Origin of the sequence: Aliirhizobium cellulosilyticum (assembly GCF_014198105.1) — a bacterium.
Classification (GTDB): domain Bacteria; phylum Pseudomonadota; class Alphaproteobacteria; order Rhizobiales; family Rhizobiaceae; genus Neorhizobium; species Neorhizobium cellulosilyticum.
The window spans coordinates 1,373,309-1,396,153 of the sequence record NZ_JACIGW010000001.1 but is presented as its reverse complement, the minus strand read 5'-3'; the positions used below and the strand labels follow the sequence as shown (position 1 = coordinate 1,396,153).

Genomic DNA, 22,845 nt, shown 5'->3' with positions numbered 1-22,845 from the left:
GCGAAGACTATCATCGCCGTTTGCAATGAAAACCGGATTACACGTTTTATGCGAAAACAAAGTGTATCGGTCGTGAAGATTTCGTCAGGTCAGGCAGCCTGCATGTTCTTCGTCTTCGCCGGTGCCGGCAGGGCATGCAACTCGGCTGTCACCTTGATGTCGCGCCAGGTAATCAGTTCCAGCGTTCCGTCATGATGTTCGGCAATTGCCGTGCAGCTTTCCACCCAGTCACCGGTATTGACGTAATGGATGCCGTCGATATCGGTCATCACCGCGTGGTGAATATGACCGCAGATGACGCCATCGACCTTGTTGCGCCTTGCCTCGTCGGCGACGACCTTCTGGAACTCACCGATGAAATTGACCGCATGCTTGACCTGCAGCTTCGCCCAGGCAGAAAAAGACCAGTAAGGCATGCCGAGACGACGGCGGGCCGCCGCCAGCACGACGTTGATGGCGATTGCCGCGTCATAGGCCCAGTCGCCCAGATAGGCGAGAAGGCGAGCGTTGCGCACGACCACGTCGAATTCGTCGCCGTGAAGCACGAGATATTTCTTGCCGTCAGCCATTTCGTGGATGGCGCGATCCGCAACTTCGATGCCGCCGAAATGGGTGCCGGGAAAATCCCGCAGGAACTCATCGTGATTGCCGGGGATATAGACGATGCGGGCGCCCTTGCGCGCCTTGCGCAACAACTTCTGAACCACGTCGTTGCAGCCTTGCGGCCAGAACCAGCTGCGCTTCAGTCGCCAGCCGTCGACAATGTCACCGACTAGGAACACCGTATCCGCTTCATGATATTTGAGAAAATCCAGCAGGAGTTCCGTCCGCGCCGCCTTCGAGCCGAGATGCACGTCGGAGATGAACAAGGTCCTGAAATTCCTGGTCTCACCTGTCGCTGTCACGGAAATCGTCCTTTCATAGCCAGCCCCGCCGCCTGAAAACCAGAGTCTTGTTTCAGGATGATGACAGGAGGTCTTTTCGGTGTGACAGCTGCCCTCGCGAATTCCTTACATCGATCAAATTAGCTGCTGTTACGCGCCGCTGTTTGATGTAATGAGGGGCCGCATTCTCCCCATATGGACCGGGAAAACAGACTAAAGCAGGAGCGAGCATGGACGCGCAGGATAAATCAAAGTCGGCCCCACCGAGCAGTGCGGATCTTGACGAACAGGCGCTGTTCTTCCACCGACATCCGCGTCCGGGCAAGCTGGAAATCCAGGCGACCAAGCCGCTCGGAAACCAGCGCGACCTGGCGCTCGCCTATTCTCCGGGTGTTGCAGCCCCCTGCCTCGCAATCCGCGACAATCCGGAAGCCGCTGCCGATTATACGGCGCGCGCCAATCTCGTCGCCGTCATTTCCAACGGCACGGCAGTCCTCGGTCTCGGCAATATCGGCCCGCTTGCATCCAAGCCGGTGATGGAGGGCAAGGCTGTCCTGTTCAAGAAGTTCGCTGGCATCGACGTGTTCGACATCGAGATCGATGCCGCCGGCATCGACGAGATGGTCTCGACCGTCTCTGCGCTCGAGCCGACCTTCGGCGGCATCAACCTTGAAGACATCAAGGCGCCGGAATGTTTCGAAGTCGAGCGCCAGCTGCGCGAGAAGATGAATATCCCGGTCTTCCATGACGACCAGCACGGTACCGCGATCATCGTTGCAGCCGCGATCCTGAATGGCCTGGAGCTGGCCGGCAAGTCGATCACCAACGTCAAGATCGTCACGTCGGGCGCCGGCGCGGCAGCGCTTGCCTGCCTCAATCTCCTCGTATCGCTCGGCGCGAAGAAGGAGAACATCTGGGTCCACGATATCGAAGGCCTCGTCTATGAGGGCCGTACAGAGCTGATGGACGAGTGGAAATCCGTCTACGTGCAGAAGAGTGACAATCGGGTTCTGGCCGACAGCATTGACGGCGCCGACGTCTTCCTCGGCCTCTCTGCTCCGGGCGTCCTGAAGCCGGAACTGCTTGTGCGCATGGCGGAAAAGCCGTTGATCATGGCGCTTGCCAATCCGACGCCGGAAATCATGCCGGAACTCGCCCGCCAGGCGCGCCCCGACGCGATGATCTGCACCGGTCGGTCCGACTTCCCGAACCAGGTGAACAACGTTCTCTGTTTCCCGTATATCTTCCGCGGTGCGCTCGATTGCGGCGCGAGCACGATCAACGAGGAAATGAAGATGGCCGCAGTCAAGGCCATCGCAGCGCTTGCCCGTGAAGAAGTATCGGACGTTGCAGCAAAGGCCTATTCCGGCGAGACGCCGATCTTCGGCCCGACCTATCTTATCCCGTCACCCTTCGATCCGCGCCTCATCCTGCGCATTGCCCCGGCAGTGGCGCGTGCCGCTGCCGAAAGCGGTGTTGCTGCCCGTCCGATCCAGGATTTCGAAGCCTATCTCGACCAGCTGAACCGTTTCGTCTGGCGTTCAGGCTTTGTGATGAAGCCGATCTTCGCGACAGCCAAGGCGTCTGAAAAGAAGCGCGTGATCTTTGCCGAAGGCGAAGACGAGCGTGTACTGCGCGCGGCCCAGGTTCTGCTCGAGGAAGAGATTGCCCGCCCAATCCTGATCGGCCGTCCTTCCGTCATCGAAGCGCGTCTGGAACGCTTCGGCATCCGCATCCGCCCGAATGTCGATTTCGGCGTGGTTAATCCGGAAGACGATCCGCGTTACCGCGAATATGTCGAGGATTATTTTGCACTGGTTGGCCGGAACGGCATCAATCCGGAAGCCGCCCGCACGATCGTGCGTACCAACAACACCGTGATCGGCGCGCTGTCGGTCAAGCGTGGCGAAGCCGATGCGCTGATCTGTGGCGTTGAAGGCCGTTATGATCGCCACCTGCGCGACGTCAACCAGATCATCGGCAAGCGCGCCGGTGCCTGCACCAATGCCGGCCTCAGCCTCCTGATCTCCCAGCGTGGCGCGATGTTCTTCACCGACACGTTCGTGAACTACAATCCGACCGCCGAGGAGATTGCTGAAATCACCATCCTCGCCGCTCAGGAAGTTCGCCGCTTCGGCATCGTGCCGAAGGCCGCGCTGATCTGCCATTCGAATTTCGGTTCCCGCGATTCGGAAAGCGCCCGCAAGATGCGTGCGGCTCTGGAAATCATCCGCAAGGATGCGCCGGAACTCGAAGTCGATGGCGAAATGCAGGGTGGTTCAGCGCTGGACGAGGCGCTGCGCAAGCGCGCCATGCCGAACAGCACACTAACCGGCGAAGCCAATCTTCTGGTCTTCCCGAACCTCGATGCTGCCAGCATTTCGCTCGGTCTCGTGCGGACGATGATGGACGGACTGCATGTCGGTCCGATCCTGCTCGGCACAGCCAAACCGGCGCATATCCTGTCGCAGACCGTAACATCCCGCGGCGTCGTCAACATGGCGGCCCTGGCCGTCGTCGAGGCGTCCCAGGCGGAACCGCTTGCGCTGGTGAAATGACAAGAGATGCGGGAAGCTTCAAGGCAAGCTTCCCGCATGCTCGACATGCCAGGTTGATCCCCGCAGAGCCATGCGACAGGTGAGACATGACATTTTCCAAGCCGCAGATGCTGACATCGCTGATGCTTGCCTCGCTGCTTGCGCCTCAGGCGGCCTTTTCGCGCGATGTCGAGGTCTGCGCCAATCTCTATCGCCGCCTCAACAGCACCCCGCAGATCATCGGCACGAGCAGCAATGTGCGTCGCTACGCTCAGGATCTGAGCGCGCTCAACGCGGATATCCGGCAACTCAGGATCGACATGCGCAGGCAAGGTTGCGACAGCGGCAGCATCGTGACGTTTGGAGCGCCTTCCGACGGCGATGATGAATGCGGTTACATGCAGGACACGCTGCAACGGCTGGAAGACGAGCGCGCGGCAATCACCGAGCAACGCAACAATACCCGCTCGCTACTGCAGCCATCGGAAGAGCGCGTTGCGATCTTGTCGGCGATCCGCTCCAACAATTGCACGCCCACTGACCTCGATACCCAGACGGAACTTGACGATAAAGAACGCCTGCGGATCCGGGGGCTGGCACTGCCAAGGCCGGGAGAGGAGACGCAGACTGGGCCAAAGGTGGACGATCCGAATTCCAGCATCACCCATCTCGGCAGCGCCTCACCTGCGCCAGCAAGAGAAGCACCCGTCCAGTTCCCGCCGGATCGTCCCTATGATCCCGGCAAAAAGATTCGCTCCGTCGGGCCGCAATTCTTCCCCGAAGAAGACATCGACCTCGCCAATCCGAAATCCAGCGGCCCCCAGCAGCTGCAGCCTTGATTATTTCTGACCCCAACCGTCCTGAAAGACGAGATCTTCCAGAGGCAGACGCTGGCGCCAGCCCTTTATCGCCAGTTCGGGTTCTCCATACAACTGATCGACATAACCGAGGCACAGCCAGGCTACGATCTCGACGCGGTCCGGAATGCCGAGGAGCGCTCGAACATCTTCATCATGAAAGATACTGACCCAGCCGACGCCGATCCCTTCCGCGCGGGCTGCGAGCCAGAGGTTCTGGATGGCACAGACGGTCGAATAGCTGTCCATGCGGCTGTTGTGTGTACGCCCCAGAACCACCGGACCGGCACGATCCGGATCGCTGGTGACGCAGATCGACAGCGGCGCCTTTCTGATGCCTTCGAGCTTAAGGCTCCTGTAGGTGCTGCGCTTCTCTTCCGGAAACATCGCCTCGGCTTCTTCATTGGCGCGCGAAAACGCCTCCCAAGCGGACTGGCGAACCGCCTCGTCACGGATGAGGATAAAGTTCCACGGCTGCATGAAACCAACCGACGGGGCGGCATGGGCGGCGTCCAGTAGTCTGCGCAGCACATCATCCGGGATCGTATTGGAGAGAAACTGATCGCGCACGTCGCGGCGCGTTTCGATGGCGCGATAAACGGCGGCACGCTCGTCATCGGTAAAAGCTTCGGCGGCCACCAGGCCATTGTTCAAATCATCAGGTCGCATCGTCTTTCCCCAACAACGCCTGCGGATTGCTGCCGCCGTCACGGCGTGGCGCAATCCACCCAACCTGCCCGCCGTCCGCGCGGATCGGTCCATCTCGTCAGGCCGGTCTTCTGACTGGGCTTCATCCGCTCATCGCCGCCTTCCCGGAGAAATCCAGTGGCATGAATAGGATAAGCGTCAGCCTCACAGCGTTGGGCACGTGCCGGAATTTCACCGGCTTCCCGATTCTCCCATCAAGGATGGGCACCTGACGGAGGCTCTTATGCTGACTGAACCCGGCCGAAGCAAGGCCGTTCACGCCGCAGGGAAATAACGCACATAGGTAAATTCATCACCATCCGGTGACCAGTTGGGCGAGTTCATCGTGCCCTGCCCGCCAAAAAGCTCGAATAGCGTTTCGACATTGCCCCCATCGGCATCCATAAGCCGGATGCGAACATTCTGATCACGCGGATGATCGAAGACTTCGGCGTCATAGGATACGAAAACGACCTTGTCACCTTTGGGTGACGGATGCGGAAACCAGTCGCCATAGTTACTGTCGGTGATGCGTTCGGCAGCGCCGCCGGTCGCCGGAACACGCCAGATCTGCATCAGCCCTGTGCGGCTGGAGTTGAAATAGATCCAACGACCGTCCGGCGAATAATCCGGCCCGTCATTGCGGCCCTCGCCGAAGGTCAGCCGGGTCTCGTTCTTTCCGTCGATGCCGATCGTATAGATATCGAAGACCTGATCACGGATACCGCAATAAGCGAACGTCTTTCCGTCCGGCGACCAGCCATGCCAGTAGGATGGCAGGCTTTCGGTGACGAGCTTCGGCGTGCCGCCCCTGGCCGGCAGAACATAGATCGCCGACTTACCGAACTCGACCTTGTCGGAGATCGCAATCAGCGCGCCGTCTGGCGAGATGCCATGGTCGTTGTTGCAGAGTGTCGCGAAGTCCGTATCGACCCGAATAGGACCGGAATCACCATCCGGAGACAAACGATAGATCAGACCATCGGCATTGAGCATCAGATAGTCACCGTCCGGCGACCAGTTCGGCGCTTCGAACAATTCCTCCGTCTGCCAGACAACTCGGTTCTGGCGGGTTCGAACATTGTAGATCTCGATGGAGCTTCGCAGTGCCAAGGGCGCCTCCCTCTCAACGATCCCGGAAACGGTTGGTGATCGGGTAACGGCGATCGCGGCCAAAATTCTTCTTGGTGATCTTCACGCCAGGAGCCGATTGACGCCGCTTGTATTCGGCGAGATAGAGCAGATGCTCGATGCGGTGGACGGTTGCGACGTCGTGGCCGCGGGCCACTATGTCTTCGGTGCCCATTTCCATTTCGACGAGGCATTCGAGGATATCGTCCAGCACCGGATAGGGCGGTAGCGAATCCTGGTCCTTCTGGTCTGGCCGAAGCTCGGCCGAAGGGGCCTTGGAAATGATGTTTTTCGGGATTACCTCGCCGGACGGGCCGAGAGCGCCTGCCGGCACATTTTCATTGCGCCATTCGGCCAGCGCATAGACCTGCATCTTGTAGAGGTCCTTGATCGGGTTGAAGCCGCCGTTCATGTCGCCATAAAGCGTCGCGTAGCCGACCGACATTTCCGACTTGTTGCCGGTCGTCACAACCATCGAGCCGAACTTGTTGGAGATCGCCATCAGGATAGTGCCGCGCGTACGGCTCTGCAGGTTCTCTTCGGTAATGCCCTGGTCGGTGCCTTCGAACATGTCGGACAACGATGCCAGGAACCCTTCGACCGGATCGGAAATCGGCACGATATCGTAGCGGCAGCCGAGCGCCTTCGCGCAGTCCGCGGCGTCCTTGAACGAGTCTTCGGACGTGTAGCGATAGGGCAGCATGATGGTGCGCACCCTCTCCTCGCCGAGCGCATCAACGGCGATCGCGGCGCAGACAGCCGAATCGATGCCACCGGAGAGGCCCAGCACGACCGACTTGAAACCGTTCTTGTTCACATAATCGCGGAAGCCGAGCAGGCAGGCGTGGTAATCGGCCTCTTCCTTTTCGGGAATACGGACCATCGGGCCGGGCTGGCAGCGCCAGCCATCCTCTTCACGTCTCCATTCGGTGACGACGAACGCCGTCTCGAATTGCGAAAGCTGGAAGGCCAGCGACTTGTCGGCGTTGAAGGCGAAGCTTGCGCCGTCAAAGACAAGCTCATCCTGGCCACCGAGCTGGTTTGCAAAGATCAGCGGCAGACCGCTTTCGATGACCTGGCGCAAGGCCACCTGATAACGGACATCCAGCTTGCCGCGATAATAAGGCGAACCGTTCGGCACGAGCAGGATTTCCGCACCACTCTCGGCCAGGGTCTCGCAGACGCCCATGTCGTTCCAGATTTCCTCGCAGATCGGAACGCCGATGCGAATCCCTCTGAAATTGTAGGGGCCTGAAATCGATCCTTCGGTAAAGACGCGCTTTTCGTCGAACTCACCGTAGTTCGGCAGATCGATCTTGTCGCGGATGGCGATGATCTTGCCGGCATCGAGCAGCGCGACGGAATTATGCCGTCCGGTCTCGCCCTGGCGCGGAAAACCGATCAGCACACCCGGCCCACCATCCGCCGTCTCTGCCGCCAGCGTCTCCACAGCCTTGAGGCAGGCCTTGAGGAAGGAAGGCTTGAGCACCAGGTCTTCCGGTGGATAGCCAGAAATGAAAAGCTCCGTCAGCATCAGCAGATCGGCACCCTCGCGGGCGGCGTCACGGCGAGCCTCGCGGGCCAGGGCAAGATTGCCGGCGACATCGCCGACCGTCGGATTGAGCTGGGCAACAGCGATACGCAATGTCTTGGGATCGGTCTGGGTCATGACCGAGATTTAATGCGGTGACGCAAATGCCGCAACGGTCTTTGGCGGCAATTTTCCACAAGGATTGCCAGCTTGTACTCGATCGTCGAATCCTGTCGTCACAACTTCAGGTCACTTTACTATATTCAATGCATCTATTTTAGTGATGCCTTAATTGATGATGCCGATAATCCGACAAAAAAGCTCGGAGGAGACGGATGCGTATCCGGCGGTTCATCACCAACAGTTCAGGTGCGGCGGCGGTCGAATTCGCCATCGTCTCACCTCTTTTCTTTATCGCCCTGCTCAGCATGATCGCCTACGGCATCTACCTGTCCGCTGCCCATTCAGTTCAGCAACTGGCGGCGGACGCTGCGCGCACCGCCGTTGCCGGTCTGAGCGATACAGAGCGCAAAACCCTCGCTACCGATTTTATCAATCGCTCGATGATAGACAGCACGCTGCTCGACAAATCAAAGCTGACACTGATCGCACAGGCCGACCCCGGCAATCCGAACCAGTTCACCGTCGCCCTCACCTATGACGCCAGCAACCTGCCGATTTTCAATCTGTTCACCTATGCGATGCCGAGCAACCAGATAAAACGGTTCGCAACGGTTCGTGTCGGAGGCATCTGATGCAACAGATCAAACGATGGTTCGGTGACCGTCGCGGCAACGTCGCCATCACGGCCGCCTTGTCCCTGCCGATCATGATCAGCGCACTGGCACTCGGCGTCGACTATGGCTACCTGACGCTGCAACAGCGCGAGTTGCAGACGACTGCCGACCTTTCGGCAATTTCAGCCGCGGCGAACCCCAGCAGCCCTGAAACCGGGGTCGTGGACTATATGGCCCTCAACAACAAGAACGTCGCCGTCCTGAAGAACGGCCAGTTATTGAACAAGGGGGCACCGGTCGCCTTCAGCCTGGAAACCGTGTTCGACAAGTTCGAGGCTTATGCCGAAGTGATCGCCGGAAAATATCAGGCCGATTCCTCCGTTGCCGTCGGCACCCGATTCCAGTCCGGTGTCGCCCCCTATGACGCGGTCCGCGTCACCGTCTATCAGAAGGGGGGCCTCTTCTTTGGCGGTTCACTGGCGAAGGCGCCTATGCTGAACGCCAGCGGAACGGCCGCGATCGACAAGATGGCGGCATTTTCTGTCGGCTCGCGGCTTGCGAGCCTCAATGGCGGCGTGGTCAACGCCTTGCTCGGCAATCTCCTCGGCACCACCTTGTCGTTGTCGGTTATGGACTATCAATCGCTGGCCAGTGCCAATGTCGACCTGCTCAAGGTCTTTGATCAGCTGGCGATCAAGCTGAACCTGACGGCCGGCACCTATAATGATCTGCTCAACACCGACATTTCTTACGGTACCCTTCTGAATGCCATCGGCCAGACGACGGGAGTGACGCCTGCCGTCGCAGCGACCGTCAAGTCGCTGGAGAAGACGCTCGGCACCACCAAACTTACCGTCAAGCTAAAGGACATCATGGATATCGGTCCGCTCGGATCCCGGCTGATCGGCAAGAGCGATGGCCTGGCGGTTCAGACCGACATATTCAACGTTATCAGCGCCACGGCAAACGCCGCAAACGGCGGCACCAACCAGATCGATCTCGATCTCGGCGCTACAATTCCCGGCCTCGGCGGCCTGACCTTGTCGGTTGCGATCGGCGAGCCGCCGGTCGGATCCAAGGCTTTGGGAATAGGCCGGACCGGCTCGATCGTAAGAACTGCCCAGACCCGCATCTCGCTGACGACCACGGTCGACGGCATTACCGGCCTGCTGGGCATCAGGATCAAGGTGCCGCTTTATCTCGAAGTCGCGCATGCGGAAGGTCGCATGGCGTCGATCAGTTGCCCCAGCGGATCGACAGGCGCGACGGTGAATGTGGAAGCGGTTCCCGGAGTGCTGGAACTGTCGCTCGGCGATGTGGACAAATCCGCCTTCGCCAATTTCGGCAAGGACCCGCGAGTGACCAAGACCAAGATGGTTGCCACGCCTGCACTAAACCTGACGGCGCTTGCTTATGCCAATGCAACGAATGTCAACGCAACGCAGCTGTCTTTCTCTCCGTCTGACATATCGAGTCAGAAGATAAAACAGGCATCGACGAAAAATACCGTCTCTACGCTTGTGGATTCGTTGCTCAAGAACCTGCAGCTCGAAGTCGAAATCCTGGGACTGAGGGTCGAGGTGCCATCCGCATTGCTCGGTGGCCTCGCAGATACGTTGAGGCTGCTGACCACGCCACTCGATCAGGTTCTCTACAGCGTGTTGTCCACCATCGGCGTCAAGGTCGGGGAAGTCGACGTGCGGGTCGGTGGTGCCTCATGCCGCAACCCGGTCCTCGTCCAGTAGGTCAGTCGCTGAACCTTATCCCAATTCGCTTGCGTCATATTTCGCACGTGCAGCCTTTACGGCAGCGTGGTTTTCTCCGGCCCAGGCGAGCACTTTCGATAAGGGCGCAAACAACGAATGGCCGAGGTCGGTCATGCGATATTCGACGCTCGGCGGTTTGGTCGGAAAAACCTGCCGATCAATATAACCGTCGCGCTGGAGATCGCGTAAAGTCTGTGTCAGCATTCTCTGGGAAATATCCGGCACAAGCCGTCGCAACTCTCCGAACCTGTATGGCCGCTGCGCAAGTGCCTCAAGAAGAAGGGTCGACCACTTGCCGGCAATCTGGTTCATCACGTCGCGAACCGGACAGTTGCCCGCATCCCAGGTGGACATATCACACGGCTCGCCCGCAAGCGTGTTCACTCGTGCTATGTTGTCCATTCTGGTAGTTCCCTTTTGGTAACGATCTCCCGGAAATGTGCCTCCTTTACAGAGGCGCGTCAATTCCTATTCTAGTGCTAGTCTCTTTTTGAGACCAACAATTATGCCGGGATAATCCGGCGGCATTGCAAGAGGAAACGACATGACCAAACTTCTCGTCACCGGCGCCGCAGGCCAGCTCGGCCGCGCAGTCCTCAATCACCTTCTGGAGACATCGAAGGTTTCGCCAGGCGACATCGTCGCGGCAAGCCGCGACACGTCCAAGCTGGCCGATCTTGCCGCCAAGGGCGTCGAAACCCGCAAAGCGGATTTCACCGATGAGGCGGGCCTTGCAGCAGCCTTCGCCGGCATCGATCGCGTCCTGATCATCTCCACCGATGACCTCGCCACCCCGGGCAATCGCCTGAAGCAGCACAAGACGGCAGTCGCCGCCGCCACCAAGGCCGGCGTCAAGCACATCCTCTACACGTCCATGCCGAACCCGGACAAGTCGCTGGTAAGTTTCGCACCCGATCACCTGGGCACCGAAGAAGCCATTAAGGCAACCGGCATTGCCTACACGATCCTGCGCAACGCCTGGTATGACGACAACTATCTGATGTCGATGCCGCACAATCTGGAAACCGGCACCTGGTACACGGCCTATGGCGCAGGCAAGGTCTCCAATATCAGCCGTGACGATTGCGCCCGCGCCGCAGCCGCCGCCCTTGCAAATCCGCCGGCCGGTAGCACCACCCTCACCCTGACAGGATCAGAAAGCCTGAATGCCGAAGAGATCGCGGCGCTTGTCTCCAAGGCCTCTGGCAAGCAGCTCAATGTCGTGCATGTGACCGACGAACAACTGGCTGGCGGATTGACCTCGGCCGGCCTGCCTGATTTTCTGGTCAAGATGCTGGTATCTGCCGACGCCAACATCCGGGCCGGAAATTTCGATCTGGTAACGAGCGATTTTGAAAAGCTCACGGGCAGCAAGCCGCAGCCTCTCTCCGGTTATCTTGCCAATAACAAGGATGCGCTTCTGAGCGCACACTGAGCATAACAAGGGCATAAAAACAGCAACGCCGGCAAGCAATCTCACGCCCTGCCGGTGTTGCGGGATCTACGCCTCCGATCCGCTTAATGAGCAGCGACCGCAAACGTATGATCGGAGACGACTTGATTGCGGCCGGACATTTTTGCCATGAACAGAAACTGTTCCGCCGCATTGAGATAATTATCGAACGTTTCAGGCCCGTAGACTTCGGCAACGCCGACCGAAACGGTGACATTGATCATCTCGCCCTTCCAGCCGATGGGCCGTAGCGACAGCTCATACCGCAGGCGATCAAACGCCTCCGTCGCCCTATCGGAGTTCAACCCGACGAGAAGAAGGCCGAACTGGTCCTGCCCGAGATGGGCGACGGATATGTCTAAATCAGAGGAGAGCTGGATAAGATTGCTGCCGAATTCCTGAAGCACGTAATCGGCACAATCTGGACCGTGCTGCTCGGAAATCCTGAACAGCCGGTCTATGTCGATGATCGCGATAGAGCACGCCCGCTCCCCCTCGATGCAATCGGACACGATCGGCGCCCCCAGCCGATAGAAGTCCTCTATAGACAACATTGTACGACCTGCAGCAACGTTAGGGCGATACGCTCCGTCAATCGCTTCGATGGCGCCTTGCACCGTAAAGCTATTAGGATCTGACCGTTGACGTTTTTGGCTTACAATGTAGGGCATGCGGCACCTGTCTCAGCGTTCAGGCGACATTCTTGATATCGCCGACGCTTCGAGCCGACCGCATCGAACGGATCTGTATGAGCGTGTCGAGGTTCTGGTTGACACGGCAATAGAACTCTTCGTCGATGAACGGTCGCAACATGAAATCGTTGCCGCCAGCTTTCAGGAAGCGGGCGGACAGATGCCGGTCGGAAGACGACGACACGCCGATGATCCGCAACTCGTGTGAGCCGCGAACCGACCGAATGCGGCGGGTGAGTTCGAAGCCGTCGATATCGGGCATGTTGTAATCGGTGATGACCAGGCCGATATCGCTGTTCTTCTTGAGTATTTCGAGCGCCTTGGCACCGTTTTCGGCTGTGCTGACGCGGAAATTGTACCGCTTCAGGCGGCTGGAAAGAAGCGCCCGCGCAGTTGGACTGTCATCGACGATCAATACATGATGGCGATGATTGGTAAGGAACCTGCATACGGACTCGGCCAGCATCTCGACGGCGAACACGTTGTCCTTGAGAATGTAGTCGACAATGTCCTTTGTGAGCAGCTTGTCGCGCGTTTCCTGATGAAACGTACCGGTGAATACGATCGTCGGAATAGATAGATCGATCAGGTATTCCAGCGCCTCTCCGTTTTCCGCTCCGGGCAGATTGATATTGGAGATCGCAAGCATGATCGGATCGGTCGACCGATCATATGCGAGCTGAAGATCCTCGAAATTACGACATATCTCGATGTCGATGTCGAACAGCTCCTTGAGCCGCATGCCGATCATCGAAGTGAAGACATTGGAGTCCTCGGCCAGAAGAATGCGGGATTTACCAAGCGATTCACCGGAATACTGCATCCCGGAAATACCAAGGAATGTCATTGTCGACCCTTACAAATAAAATCATGCCCCTAAACACGGTTTTATTCGGCGTGATTTGCGGAACGGTTAACTCGCCGGCTCAATTCAAAACAAATCGAGCCGGGAGAACGATCTCGTTATCAATTAGGTCAATGAATCATGGCGATGTATGCTTAACCGGAAGAAAAGTCGGTGGTTAAAGCAAACTCTCGTTACGCTCCGCCCCGTACGTCAGGCTCATCCGGAAGAATAGGAAGACCGCGGTGATAGACGACTTCCGACCGAGGGAACGGTATCTCCACGCCCTGCTCGCGGAAGCGTTTTAATATCTCGATGCGTATAGCGTTGCGAATACGCAGCCCTTCGGACATGTCGGCCAGATGGAAGCGCAGTTCGAAATCCAGCGACGATCCGCCAAATGCCAGAAACTCGACATGCGGCCCAGGATTCCGAAGGATCTCCGGCACTTCCGAAACGATATCCAGCAGAATCGCCATTACCTTTTCCGGGTCGCTTTCGTAGCTGGTCGAAACCTTGATTTCGGATCTTTGTATCCGGTTCTTCAGCGTCCAGTTGCCCACGGCCGCATTGATGAGGTCGGAATTCGGAACGATGATAGCCTGCTGGCGAAACGTCTCGATTTCCGTGGCGCGAACGGAAATTCGTTTCACGATGCCTTCCGTTGTTCCCGTCACGACATGGTCACCGACCTTGAAAGGTCGTTCGACCAGCAGGATCAGGCCGGACACGAAGTTCGACACGATGTTCTGCAAGCCGAAACCGATACCGACGGAAAGCGCCGAAGCAACGAGAGCGAGGTTTGAAAGGTTGATACCGGCCGCCGAAACGCCGACGATTACCGCGAGCCCGACACCCAGATAACCGATACCCGTCTTTACCGAGTTCCGGACGCCTATATCGACATGGCTGCGGGCAAGAACGTTTCCGTCGATCCATTTCTGCGCCCAACGGGTAAGGATGTAGCCCAGCGCGAACAGAAGCAAGCCGCCGAATATGCCGACGATCGAAATCGAGATGCTGCCGATCCGGAATTCCGTGAAGAAGCTGACGACCCAGGACTCGATATCCGTGATCTGGAAACCCCAGGTAATCAGGATCAGCGGAATGCCGAGCGCCAACGCGATGGCGTAGATTCCGAGACCGACCAGCAGCCCCGCCTGGTCAAGCCCGACGTCACCGAAGCGATGCCGCTCCACCAGCCGCCGTCCAAGGGCAGTATCATTGAATGCGCCGCGCTTCGAAATCGCCTTGCCTGACAGAAGACCGATATAGATGAGCGCAAGCACCGCTCCGGTTAGAACGATCTGCGTTGAGGCGAAGCGCGCAAGCCCGACATATCCCGCAATCACGCATAACAGCAGCAGCCCGCCCATGACACGCAAGGTGACCGAGAAATAACGAGGCCAGGGACGCCCCTGCCCCGTAGCATCCTCGCCCTCGGCCATGACCGGGCGGATGAACGATATTGCGATAAGAATGAAACCGATAACGACCGAGGCGATCAGGCTTTTTGCGATCGTCAGCACCAGCGGCGAACCGAGCGCCACGCTGACGGCACCCAACAGGTAGTCCAGTCCGTTTGTCACCGCCATGGCGATGATCGCCAGACTGAGCAGGCGCGCGCCCCTGTCCGTGATCCTGACCAGCCTCCAGCCCGTCTCGTGCGGAGCAAGCGCCGCATAGGTCAGCTTCCAGACGAAATGCACGAACCAGATAAAGCCGAAGAATGTCGCGATCATGGGCGCCACATCCGGGCGCAGCACGTTGAATCCTTCAAGGAAAAGATAGGAGGTTACCAGAAATGCCGCGAAGGTGATGCTGTGCATGACCGTCGACCAGAACGTATAGGAAAGGCGCTTGATATAAGCGGGGTTATCGCTGTTGCTGCGCTGAAGAAAACGGCCGAAGAGCCGATATCCGCCAGCGAGGAAAAGGAACGCCGCCCCGACGGAGAGTGCGATCGCACCAAGCAGCGAAAAAGCCTTGAACCTGAAGACGAAACTTCCCCAGCTTCCGATTGTCGAATAAAAATTTCGCATTTCGGTGACGAACGCATTGCCCGCATCGACAAAAGCGTCGGGCGTCAACTCCGTATGCCGGAACAATGTCTGCGCAAATAGCGTTCGGCGCAGATTGGTGATCATGTTGGCGAGTTGCGTCGCGCTGTTTGACAGGCTGCCCGCATCATCGACGATCAGGTTGAGCTGAGACCGCTCGTTCTCCAGTTTGCTTCTCTCCTCCGCGACTGCCGGCGCTTCTGCCGGCTGACCCGCGGCAGGCGGCTCCCCGAGGCTGGTCAGGCGCCCCTGGATCTGTTCGACGCGCACCTTCATCGCATCCGAAGCGACGCGCATCTCCTCGACGATCGCTTCCGCCTTCACTCTTATGTCCGCAAGCTTTGCATCGTCATCCGGCGTGCTTTGCACGCTTTCGCGAAACGCGTTGAGCTGCTGCCTCAAGCCATCCAGCTTGTCCTTCATCTCGATATTGATGGAGTCACTCGTGACATCGGTCGGCGTGGACTGATCCCCTTGGGCCTGCACCGATGACTGCGCCTCAGGCGAAGACTGAGCCGCTGCATTGTGAACAGAGATCGAAGAAACGGCGAGCAACAGGGTCAGGACAATCGGCAGGCGCCCGTGGCGGCGATCAAAAGCTGTGCCGAAAAGGCGTCCGAGGAAAAAGGATGGGGTCACTGGTCTCTCGTCTTGCTAACCGAATCGGCTGGCAAAATAGGGGCTGTTCAAGGCGAAGAAAAGGAATGTTGCCTTTCAAAAAAAGCGAATGGGAACTCTGGAACATTTTGGCGCGTTACCTGCCGCACCCCAAGGACAGGATTAAAGAAAGGGTAAGGACATGGAAGACGCAGGTATCGGCTGGATCGCAGCCATTATCATCGGCGGCATCGCCGGCTGGCTCGCCGAAAAATTCATGAAGAGCGACATGGGCATCTTCATGAACATCATACTGGGCATTGTTGGTGCAATTGTTGCGAATGCCATCCTTAGCGTGTTCGGCGTCGTCCTGGGCGGATGGATCGGATATCTGATCGCCGGCTTTATCGGCGCCTGCATTCTGATCGCCATTGCCCGCGTCTTCAGACGCTGAGAAGCGCAATCGCCATGTCGGCCGGCATTACCCCCGGCCGACAGAGGCCTTTCAGGCCGCAAGAGCGATTTTCAACGCATCGTGACCCAGTATCTCGGCGAGAACCTCGACCACGAGATTATGATCCTCCCGTTGCGGCAAGCCCGAGACAGTTACCGCGCCAATACAGCCGGTACCGGCAACGGTAATCGGAAAACTCCCCCCATGGGCGGCATAATCCGTATCTGAGAGACTGAACTTGTCTTCCAGTGTCGCACCCTGCAGCTCGAGCTTGCGTCCGACAGAGTAGCTCGAACGGAGAAAATGCAAGGCGACATTTCGCTTGCGGCGTATCCAGCGTGCATTGTCGGCAGTCGATCCCGCCAGGGCGCTGTAAAACAGGGGCATGGCATGCAGCGTGACATCGATCGCAACCGGCAGAGCACGTTCGCTTGCGACAAGCCTCAACCGCTCCCCAAGCCTCCAGCCGGCATCACAATCGAACCTGTCGAACACCAGCAGTCTTTCCTGCTCGGCGATTGCCCTTATGTCGTTTTCCAATGACATTTCGTTCCCTCCCTGACCTGCCTGATAATTGAGGTCGAATAGCGCTCTGGTGCAGAGCTAATCGCCTATCGGCCCGCTCTTACGGGAAACGAAGGCCGCGAGTTCGTCGATAGCAAAACCGATCCGTTCCAGCAGCGCGGAGGAGACGATCTCATGACCGGAAAAATCCCGGTTGGATGCATAGATCGCCGTCGGGATGGTGTGCGCCATGAAAAATCCGAACAACGGGCGCAGTTGATGTTCGACCATCAGTGCATGCCGCTCACCACCACCCGTGGCAGCAATGAGAACTGGCTTGCCGCGCAATTGCTCGGGATCGATCAGATCTATGAAATGTTTGAACATCCCGGGATAGCTGCCCTTGTATGTCGGCGAACCGATGACAAGCAGGTCAGACTCGACGACCGCCTTCAGAACAGCCGCGGCATCTGCGTCGAGATCATTCTGTGATTTCGCCAGACCCAGCGTATCCCCGACATCCGTAAGATCGAAGACGGATCTGGTGAGGTTGTACCGATCGCAAGCAAGGTCGGCGATATACTCCACAAGTGCAGATGTCTTGGACGGCCGACCGTAACTTCCCGAGAACCCAACAAGTTTCAACTGCGTCATTCAATTATCCAGTTACAAATCTCCGCAAGGACAGGACATATCACCCGACCTACCCTTTCAACAACCATCCGCAAGAGTGAGATGCTGTTGTAGCCCTGACACCTCGTTTCCGGGATGATTGTTACCCCATCGTCCCGTGAAGGAACCGGAAAAATTGACTTAACCGGGAGGACTTTGGGACAAAATTATAGTCGCGGGCGGCAGGCAGCAAGCCACTGAAGTTGATGTAGACACTCGTTTGGCCGCCAAAAGCTCTCGGGTTCGTTAGCACCTCGCAGCGTCGGCACATCATCAGCAAGCTTGTCCGGGAAAGCGAAGGTTACAAATCGAATCATCGGCCTGCCGTGAATGATGACACAAACGACAGTTAAGCCCCCTCCGCCTCCTCTAACGGCTCTAAAGTGCGACAAATTATGAAATCTTCACATCGAAAATTCGAAATATCCGAGCCGATAGAAAGGGCAGCTCCATGATCAAAAAAGCAGATCGGCAACCAGCACGTTATCTGGATAGGGAAAACGCGCGCCGAGTCCGATCATCACAACCATAAGGAGAATTAGCCATTGGAAACCTGAGCATAAATCACCCTAAGGTGCGACGGGTAATGCGCTTGCCATGCCCTCATTAGGCGAATAATTGCCGATGTCGTTGACGAGCACTCGCTATTCGCTTGCCGGGAGCCCATCCGACACTCCTGCTGCAATCTCATGTCAAAACGATAACGGGCATAAAAGGTAACGCCTCATGATGGAACTGTTCACGGCCGCCGGATTCATGGCGCTACTAGAAGTCATCGCGATCAATCTTGTTCTTTCCGGTGACAACGCAATCGTTATCGGGCTTGCCGCCGCCGGGCTTCCTGCACATCTGCGGCAGAAGGCTATTCTCTTCGGCATTATCGCTGCCACCGTCTTGCGGCTCATCTTCGCGGTCATCACCACATATCTGCTCGGCATTCCGGGGCTGCAGCTCATCGGCGGCCTTCTCCTCGGTTGGGTGTGCTGGAAGATGTGGTCGGAACTTCGCGTCGCGCAGCACGACGGCTCTCCCGAAACCGCAGATGGAGCCGCATCGCGCGCGCCGGAAAAGACATTTTTCCAGGCAGCCATGCAGATCGTGCTCGCCGACGTCTCGATGTCGCTGGACAACGTCCTCGCTGTGGCGGGCGCTGCACAGGGCCACTCCACGGTCCTGGTCATCGGCCTGATCGTGTCGATCGCGCTGATGGGCGTCGCCGCGAATTTTGTCGCAAAGCTTCTCTCCCGTTACCGCTGGATCGCCTATCTCGGCCTGATCATCATCGTCTACGTGGCCCTGAGCATGATTTATCACGGTTTCGACGAGGTTCTGCCGATGGTCTACAGCTACGTTTCCGGCGCCTGAACACGTCGCCTGAAAAGTTGGCCCGGCAGTTCTTGCCGGGCCAATTTGCGTTACAACGCCTTCACCGCCGCCAGAACATCTTCTGCGTGACCGGCAACTTTCACCTTCGGCCAGATCCGGGCAACCTTGCCTGCAGGATCGATCAGGAAGGTTGTACGTTCGATCCCCATATACGTCTTTCCGTACATGCTCTTCTCTTTCCACACGCCATAAGCCTGCGAGACCGCCGTGTCCTCGTCGGATCCCAACGCGATGGTCAATTCGCGTTTGCTGACGAAATTGTCATGCTTCTTCACGCTGTCGGCGGATACCCCGACAATCGCCGCGCCAGCTTTGTCGAACTCTGGCAGGAGTTGCGAAAACGAGATCGCTTCGGTCGTGCAGGCCGTTGTGTCATCCTTGGGGTAAAAATAGAGCACCAGCCGCTTGCCGCGAAAACTCGCCAGAGAAATGGTCTGGGCGCCATTTCCGGGCAGCGTGAAATCCGGTGCATCATCGCCGATATTCAGGTTCGCCATGGTTTTCCTTTCTTTTGCCAGCATCTTGAGTGAATGTTGCGGCCATGGGTATATACAGCCCGAAGAGGCGTCCAGATCAGCTTGGATGTGAAAAGAACGAGTTCTTCACTGAATGGCGGAAATACGTGGCGAGAAGATCGATTTCAGCAGGAAGGACATTGTCCCGCTGCATGAGCTTCCGTCCGCCCAGGCTGAAGACCCGATCATCGTTCACTGCCCTCCGCACAGCACGAGAACCTGGCGTTTCTGCAAGTCCATAGTGCTTTTCGCCGTCTTGATTATGGTCGCCATCGGCAGCGCTGTGTTTGCCATCGAAGGTGGCATAGTCGACGGTACGCTGACCAGCCGCGCTCAGTCTGCCCTGAACAATGCGATCGGTCCCCGCTACGTTTCCAACGTCGGCTCCGCGGCGATCCGTTTTGATTCGGATTTCCGTCTGGCGATCGAAGCACGCGACGTCGACATCGTTGAACGCGCAACCGGTCAGCACTTGAGCCGTGCAGGCGCCCTGCGAATGGCCGTGGATCCACTCGCGCTGCTCGGGGGGCGCATATCGATCAACAGCATATCGGCGCAGTCGATCCGCCTCGAAACGGCGCAGCTGCCGGAAGGCGACCCAATCGCGCTCGCCAAGGTTCGGGTCGACGCGGTTCCGCAGCTGCTTGAGCAAGCATTCCAGAGGCTCGATGAGGCACGGGGCCTGATCGAGCGAACGGGTACCGCCTCCATCCGCCTCGCAGGCATCGAGATCGTCCTTCCGGCAGCCCCCGGCCGCAAACCAACGGTCGTCAAGGTCAACGATCTCGAGCTTGCGCGCAATGCAACGGGCGAGATCGGTATTGACGGCACCGTCAGCATCAACGACCGGGAAGCGAAGCTCACGGCCGCATCAAAGACGGTCGATGGCGTAACTGCCGCCCTGTCCGCGCGCCTGTCCGGGCTGGAGGTAACCCCATTCCTGTTGCAGCGAACAGAAGATGGTCAGCCGCGTGAAGGCCTCGAGAGCTCAGTCGATTTCGACATGTCCGCAGAGCGCTCCCGCGGTGATGCCCAAAAGCCGGCGATGACGGCAACCTTGACCAATTCGCCAGGCAATTTCTACTTCGATGGCATCCAGCAGACATTCAGCGGCGCCACCATCAATGTCGCCTATGACTTCGCCAAGAACTCGATCGAAATCATGAATTCGGAGGCAAGTTTCGGTCCGACTGTCGTGCCGTTCACTGGTGCGGTTATAGATCTTAATCGCTTGAATGAGAGCGACAAGCGTTTCGGCTTCGGCCTCGATCTCCTCGTTCGCGGAGGTAGAGCGATCGGCGCTTCTCAGGGAGAGAAGCCGGCCGATTTCGACCTTAAGGCAACCGGGCGTTATCTGTCTGCCGACCGCCAGCTTGAATTCGACGAGATGACAGTGGCAAGCCCACTCGGTCATATGGCCGCCGCCCTCAAGGTCCGCTTTGGCAAACAGTCTCCCGAGATCAGCTTTGGGGGCCAGATCCCCCAGATGCAGGTGACAGGCGTAAAACAGCTCTGGCCCTTCTGGATGGCGCGCAAGCCGCGCGACTGGGTTATGGCGAATATGTTTGGCGGTAACGTCACGAATGGCACGATCGCTGTCTTCATCCCCGCGGGGCGCATGAAGGGTCCGGGTATTCCCATGGAGCTCGATGCGAACGAATTGCAGATCGGATTCGGGGTTACCGACACACGTCTCAACCTGCCGGGTGAAGTCCCGCCTCTGCGCGATCTTGCGGGAAAATTCTCTCTGAAAGGCCAGGAGATGCTCGTCGATGTCAGCAAGGCGGCATCCTATGCGCCTTCCGGTCGGGTCGTCACCGTCGAGAGCGGACGCTTCGCCATCCCGTCAACATATGCCAAGCCATTGATGGCAGATCTGACGCTGAAGATTTCTGGACAGGCTGACGCGATCACCGAGCTTGCCAACTTCAAGCCGATGAATGCCTTGAAGGGCACCAGCTTCAAGCCTGAAGATTTTTCGGGAAATGCCAAGGCAGATATTCATGCTCGTTTCGGACTGATCTCGGATCATAATCCGCCCAAACCTACCTGGAATGCCCAAATCCGCCTTGATGGAGTTAATCTCGCGACACAGATGGAAGGGCACAAGATCGGCGCACTGACCGGGCTTTTGACCGTAGACAACCAGTCTGCAAAACTGACCGCGAACGGGACCGTGGACGACATTCCAGCCGAATTCGCCGTTACCGAACCTGTCGATCAGAACTCTGGCGTAAAGCGCGAGCGCGTTATCAAGGCGACGCTCAATAATGCCCAGCGCGATAAGCTCGTGCCCGGCCTCTCGGACATGGTAGAAGGCCAGATCGTTGCCGAACTCACGCGCATCGATGAAAAGCATCAAGCAGTTACGCTCGATCTCAGCCGCGCCGAGCTAACTGTGCCATGGATTGGCTGGACCAAGGGTAGCGGCATCGGCGCCAAGGCCCAGTTCGAGGTATCCAGTGATGCCGGAAAGCAGACGACCTTAAGCGGCTTTCAGCTCACCGGTGAGAGTTTTGGCGTCAGGGGCGACGTGCAACTGGCCGATGGGGCCTTGACGACGGCATCGTTCTCCCACGTGCAGCTGTCGCCGGCTGATAATTACAGCCTTAGCGTCAAGCGCTCGAAAGGTGCCTACGAAATCTCGATCGGCGGAAACGCCGTAGACATGCGGCCAATCATCACCATGATGCGCGCCAACAATGGCAATGCAGCGGCCGGCAGCAATGAGGGCAGCAGCACAATCTTGCGCGCACAGGTTGATCGCGTTGTCGGTTTCAACGATGAGCAGCTTTCGAATGTCGCATTGAATTTCTCCTCACGGGGGTCAAACATCGTCCGTGCTGATTTGAGCGCCATAACAGGAAGCGGACAAGCACTCGTCAGCCAGATGTCCCGCGGCGATACCATCTCGGTCACGAGCGGCGATGCAGGTTCGGTAGCACGCTTTGCCGACCTCTATGACAACATGAGCGCGGGATTGCTTAATCTGAAACTGAAAGCGCGAGGAAGCGATTGGGTTGGCTCGCTGGACATCCGCAATTTCCAGCTGCGCAATGAAGAGCGCCTGCAGTCCCTCGTGTCGACACCCGTCGGCGAAGATGGCCAGAGCCTCAACTCCGCGGTAAAAAAGGATATTGACGTCAGTTCGGCACGTTTCCAGCGCGGCTTCGCTGCATTGGTCTACCGCGACGGCGCGTTATCAGTCGCCAATGGCGTTGTGCGCGGAGAACAGATCGGTGCCACTTTCCAGGGCAAATTGCGGGACGCCAATGGCAATATGGAGATGACCGGTACGTTCATGCCTGCTTACGGCTTGAACAGGCTTTTCGGTGAACTTCCGCTGATTGGCGCGATCCTTGGAAATGGCCGGGATCGCGGCCTTCTGGGCATCACCTTCAAGCTCGAAGGTGCGTTCGACAAGCCGCGACTGACGATAAACCCACTTTCGCTCATAGCCCCCGGCGTGTTCCGCCAGATCTTCGAATTCCAGTGACGAAAAAGGCCGCTCGAAAGCGGCCTTTGATCTTCTGTTTCC

General features: G+C 57.9%; 19 protein-coding genes and 1 riboswitch. Of the genes, 8 read left to right on the top strand and 11 right to left on the bottom strand.

Translation table 11 applies throughout. The features are described 5' to 3' along the window. Window positions 1-89: 89 nt before the first annotated feature. Complete coding sequence (locus GGE33_RS06570) at window positions 90-911, bottom strand: UDP-2,3-diacylglucosamine diphosphatase (protein ID WP_394353628.1); 822 nt, start codon at window positions 909-911, stop codon at window positions 90-92. A gap of 203 nt (window positions 912-1,114) precedes the next feature. Here GGE33_RS06570 and GGE33_RS06565 point away from each other — a divergent pair, with 203 nt between their 5' ends. Further along, complete coding sequence (locus GGE33_RS06565; protein ID WP_183821649.1) at window positions 1,115-3,442, top strand: NADP-dependent malic enzyme; 2,328 nt, start codon at window positions 1,115-1,117, stop codon at window positions 3,440-3,442. Between the two features lie 86 nt (window positions 3,443-3,528). Further along, window positions 3,529-4,260 (top strand): hypothetical protein, encoded by a 732-nt coding sequence (locus GGE33_RS06560; protein WP_183821648.1) that lies wholly within the window; start codon window positions 3,529-3,531, stop codon window positions 4,258-4,260. On the opposite strand, the gene bluB is transcribed toward GGE33_RS06560, so the two are convergent. The 3 genes from bluB to GGE33_RS06545 all read right to left on the bottom strand — a co-directional run bounded on the left by bluB (window position 4,261) and on the right by GGE33_RS06545 (window position 7,765). Further along, complete coding sequence (gene bluB, locus GGE33_RS06555) at window positions 4,261-4,947, bottom strand: 5,6-dimethylbenzimidazole synthase (protein WP_183821647.1); 687 nt, start codon at window positions 4,945-4,947, stop codon at window positions 4,261-4,263. An 83-nt stretch (window positions 4,948-5,030) separates the two neighbouring features. Beyond that, a riboswitch (cobalamin riboswitch) is annotated at window positions 5,031-5,213 on the bottom strand. 28 nt (window positions 5,214-5,241) lie between these two features. Beyond that, window positions 5,242-6,072 (bottom strand): TolB family protein, encoded by an 831-nt coding sequence (locus tag GGE33_RS06550; protein ID WP_183822420.1) that lies wholly within the window; start codon window positions 6,070-6,072, stop codon window positions 5,242-5,244. A gap of 19 nt (window positions 6,073-6,091) precedes the next feature. After that, complete coding sequence (locus GGE33_RS06545) at window positions 6,092-7,765, bottom strand: NAD+ synthase (protein WP_183821646.1); 1,674 nt, start codon at window positions 7,763-7,765, stop codon at window positions 6,092-6,094. 197 nt (window positions 7,766-7,962) lie between these two features. Between GGE33_RS06545 and GGE33_RS06540 the strand changes: the two genes are divergently transcribed. Continuing rightward, on the top strand, window positions 7,963-8,382 hold the full coding sequence (locus GGE33_RS06540; RefSeq protein ID WP_183821645.1) for a TadE/TadG family type IV pilus assembly protein: 420 nt from the start codon (window positions 7,963-7,965) through the stop codon (window positions 8,380-8,382). Then, window positions 8,382-10,109 carry a pilus assembly protein TadG-related protein gene (locus tag GGE33_RS06535; RefSeq protein ID WP_148144320.1) on the top strand — a complete coding sequence of 576 codons (1,728 nt, stop codon included), beginning with the start codon at window positions 8,382-8,384 and terminating at the stop codon, window positions 10,107-10,109. Before GGE33_RS06540 ends, GGE33_RS06535 begins: the two co-directional genes overlap by 1 nt. Before the next feature lie 15 nt (window positions 10,110-10,124). Here GGE33_RS06535 and GGE33_RS06530 read toward each other — a convergent pair whose 3' ends face one another. Continuing rightward, on the bottom strand, window positions 10,125-10,532 hold the full coding sequence (locus GGE33_RS06530) for a winged helix-turn-helix transcriptional regulator (protein ID WP_148144319.1): 408 nt from the start codon (window positions 10,530-10,532) through the stop codon (window positions 10,125-10,127). A 142-nt stretch (window positions 10,533-10,674) separates the two neighbouring features. On the opposite strand from GGE33_RS06530, the gene GGE33_RS06525 reads away from it, so the two are divergent. Beyond that, window positions 10,675-11,565 (top strand): SDR family oxidoreductase, encoded by an 891-nt coding sequence (locus GGE33_RS06525; protein ID WP_183821644.1) that lies wholly within the window; start codon window positions 10,675-10,677, stop codon window positions 11,563-11,565. Window positions 11,566-11,648: 83 nt separating this feature from the next. Here GGE33_RS06525 and GGE33_RS06520 read toward each other — a convergent pair whose 3' ends face one another. From GGE33_RS06520 to GGE33_RS06510, 3 genes are all read right to left on the bottom strand, one after another. Beyond that, window positions 11,649-12,137 carry a GGDEF domain-containing protein gene (locus tag GGE33_RS06520; protein ID WP_183821643.1) on the bottom strand — a complete coding sequence of 163 codons (489 nt, stop codon included), beginning with the start codon at window positions 12,135-12,137 and terminating at the stop codon, window positions 11,649-11,651. Window positions 12,138-12,273: 136 nt separating this feature from the next. Beyond that, window positions 12,274-13,122, bottom strand: a complete 849-nt coding sequence (locus tag GGE33_RS06515) for a response regulator (protein ID WP_148144316.1) — start codon at window positions 13,120-13,122, stop codon at window positions 12,274-12,276. A 191-nt stretch (window positions 13,123-13,313) separates the two neighbouring features. Then, complete coding sequence (locus GGE33_RS06510) at window positions 13,314-15,818, bottom strand: mechanosensitive ion channel domain-containing protein (RefSeq protein WP_343062305.1); 2,505 nt, start codon at window positions 15,816-15,818, stop codon at window positions 13,314-13,316. A 160-nt stretch (window positions 15,819-15,978) separates the two neighbouring features. Between GGE33_RS06510 and GGE33_RS06505 the strand changes: the two genes are divergently transcribed. Further along, on the top strand, window positions 15,979-16,230 hold the full coding sequence (locus GGE33_RS06505; RefSeq protein ID WP_148144315.1) for a GlsB/YeaQ/YmgE family stress response membrane protein: 252 nt from the start codon (window positions 15,979-15,981) through the stop codon (window positions 16,228-16,230). Window positions 16,231-16,281: 51 nt separating this feature from the next. Here GGE33_RS06505 and GGE33_RS06500 read toward each other — a convergent pair whose 3' ends face one another. Further along, window positions 16,282-16,776: a heme-degrading domain-containing protein gene (locus GGE33_RS06500; RefSeq protein ID WP_183821642.1), complete on the bottom strand. Its 495-nt coding sequence runs from the start codon at window positions 16,774-16,776 to the stop codon at window positions 16,282-16,284. A 57-nt stretch (window positions 16,777-16,833) separates the two neighbouring features. Beyond that, entirely contained in the window at window positions 16,834-17,388 is a 555-nt protein-coding gene (gene msuE, locus GGE33_RS06495; protein WP_183821641.1) for an FMN reductase, read from the bottom strand. 747 nt (window positions 17,389-18,135) lie between these two features. Between msuE and GGE33_RS06490 the strand changes: the two genes are divergently transcribed. Then, complete coding sequence (locus GGE33_RS06490) at window positions 18,136-18,771, top strand: TerC family protein (protein ID WP_183822418.1); 636 nt, start codon at window positions 18,136-18,138, stop codon at window positions 18,769-18,771. A gap of 50 nt (window positions 18,772-18,821) precedes the next feature. On the opposite strand, the gene bcp is transcribed toward GGE33_RS06490, so the two are convergent. Further along, window positions 18,822-19,289 carry a thioredoxin-dependent thiol peroxidase gene (bcp, locus tag GGE33_RS06485; RefSeq protein ID WP_183821640.1) on the bottom strand — a complete coding sequence of 156 codons (468 nt, stop codon included), beginning with the start codon at window positions 19,287-19,289 and terminating at the stop codon, window positions 18,822-18,824. Between the two features lie 112 nt (window positions 19,290-19,401). Here bcp and GGE33_RS06480 point away from each other — a divergent pair, with 112 nt between their 5' ends. Further along, window positions 19,402-22,803 (top strand): YhdP family protein, encoded by a 3,402-nt coding sequence (locus GGE33_RS06480; RefSeq protein ID WP_183821639.1) that lies wholly within the window; start codon window positions 19,402-19,404, stop codon window positions 22,801-22,803. The last annotated feature ends 42 nt before the right edge of the window (window positions 22,804-22,845 follow it).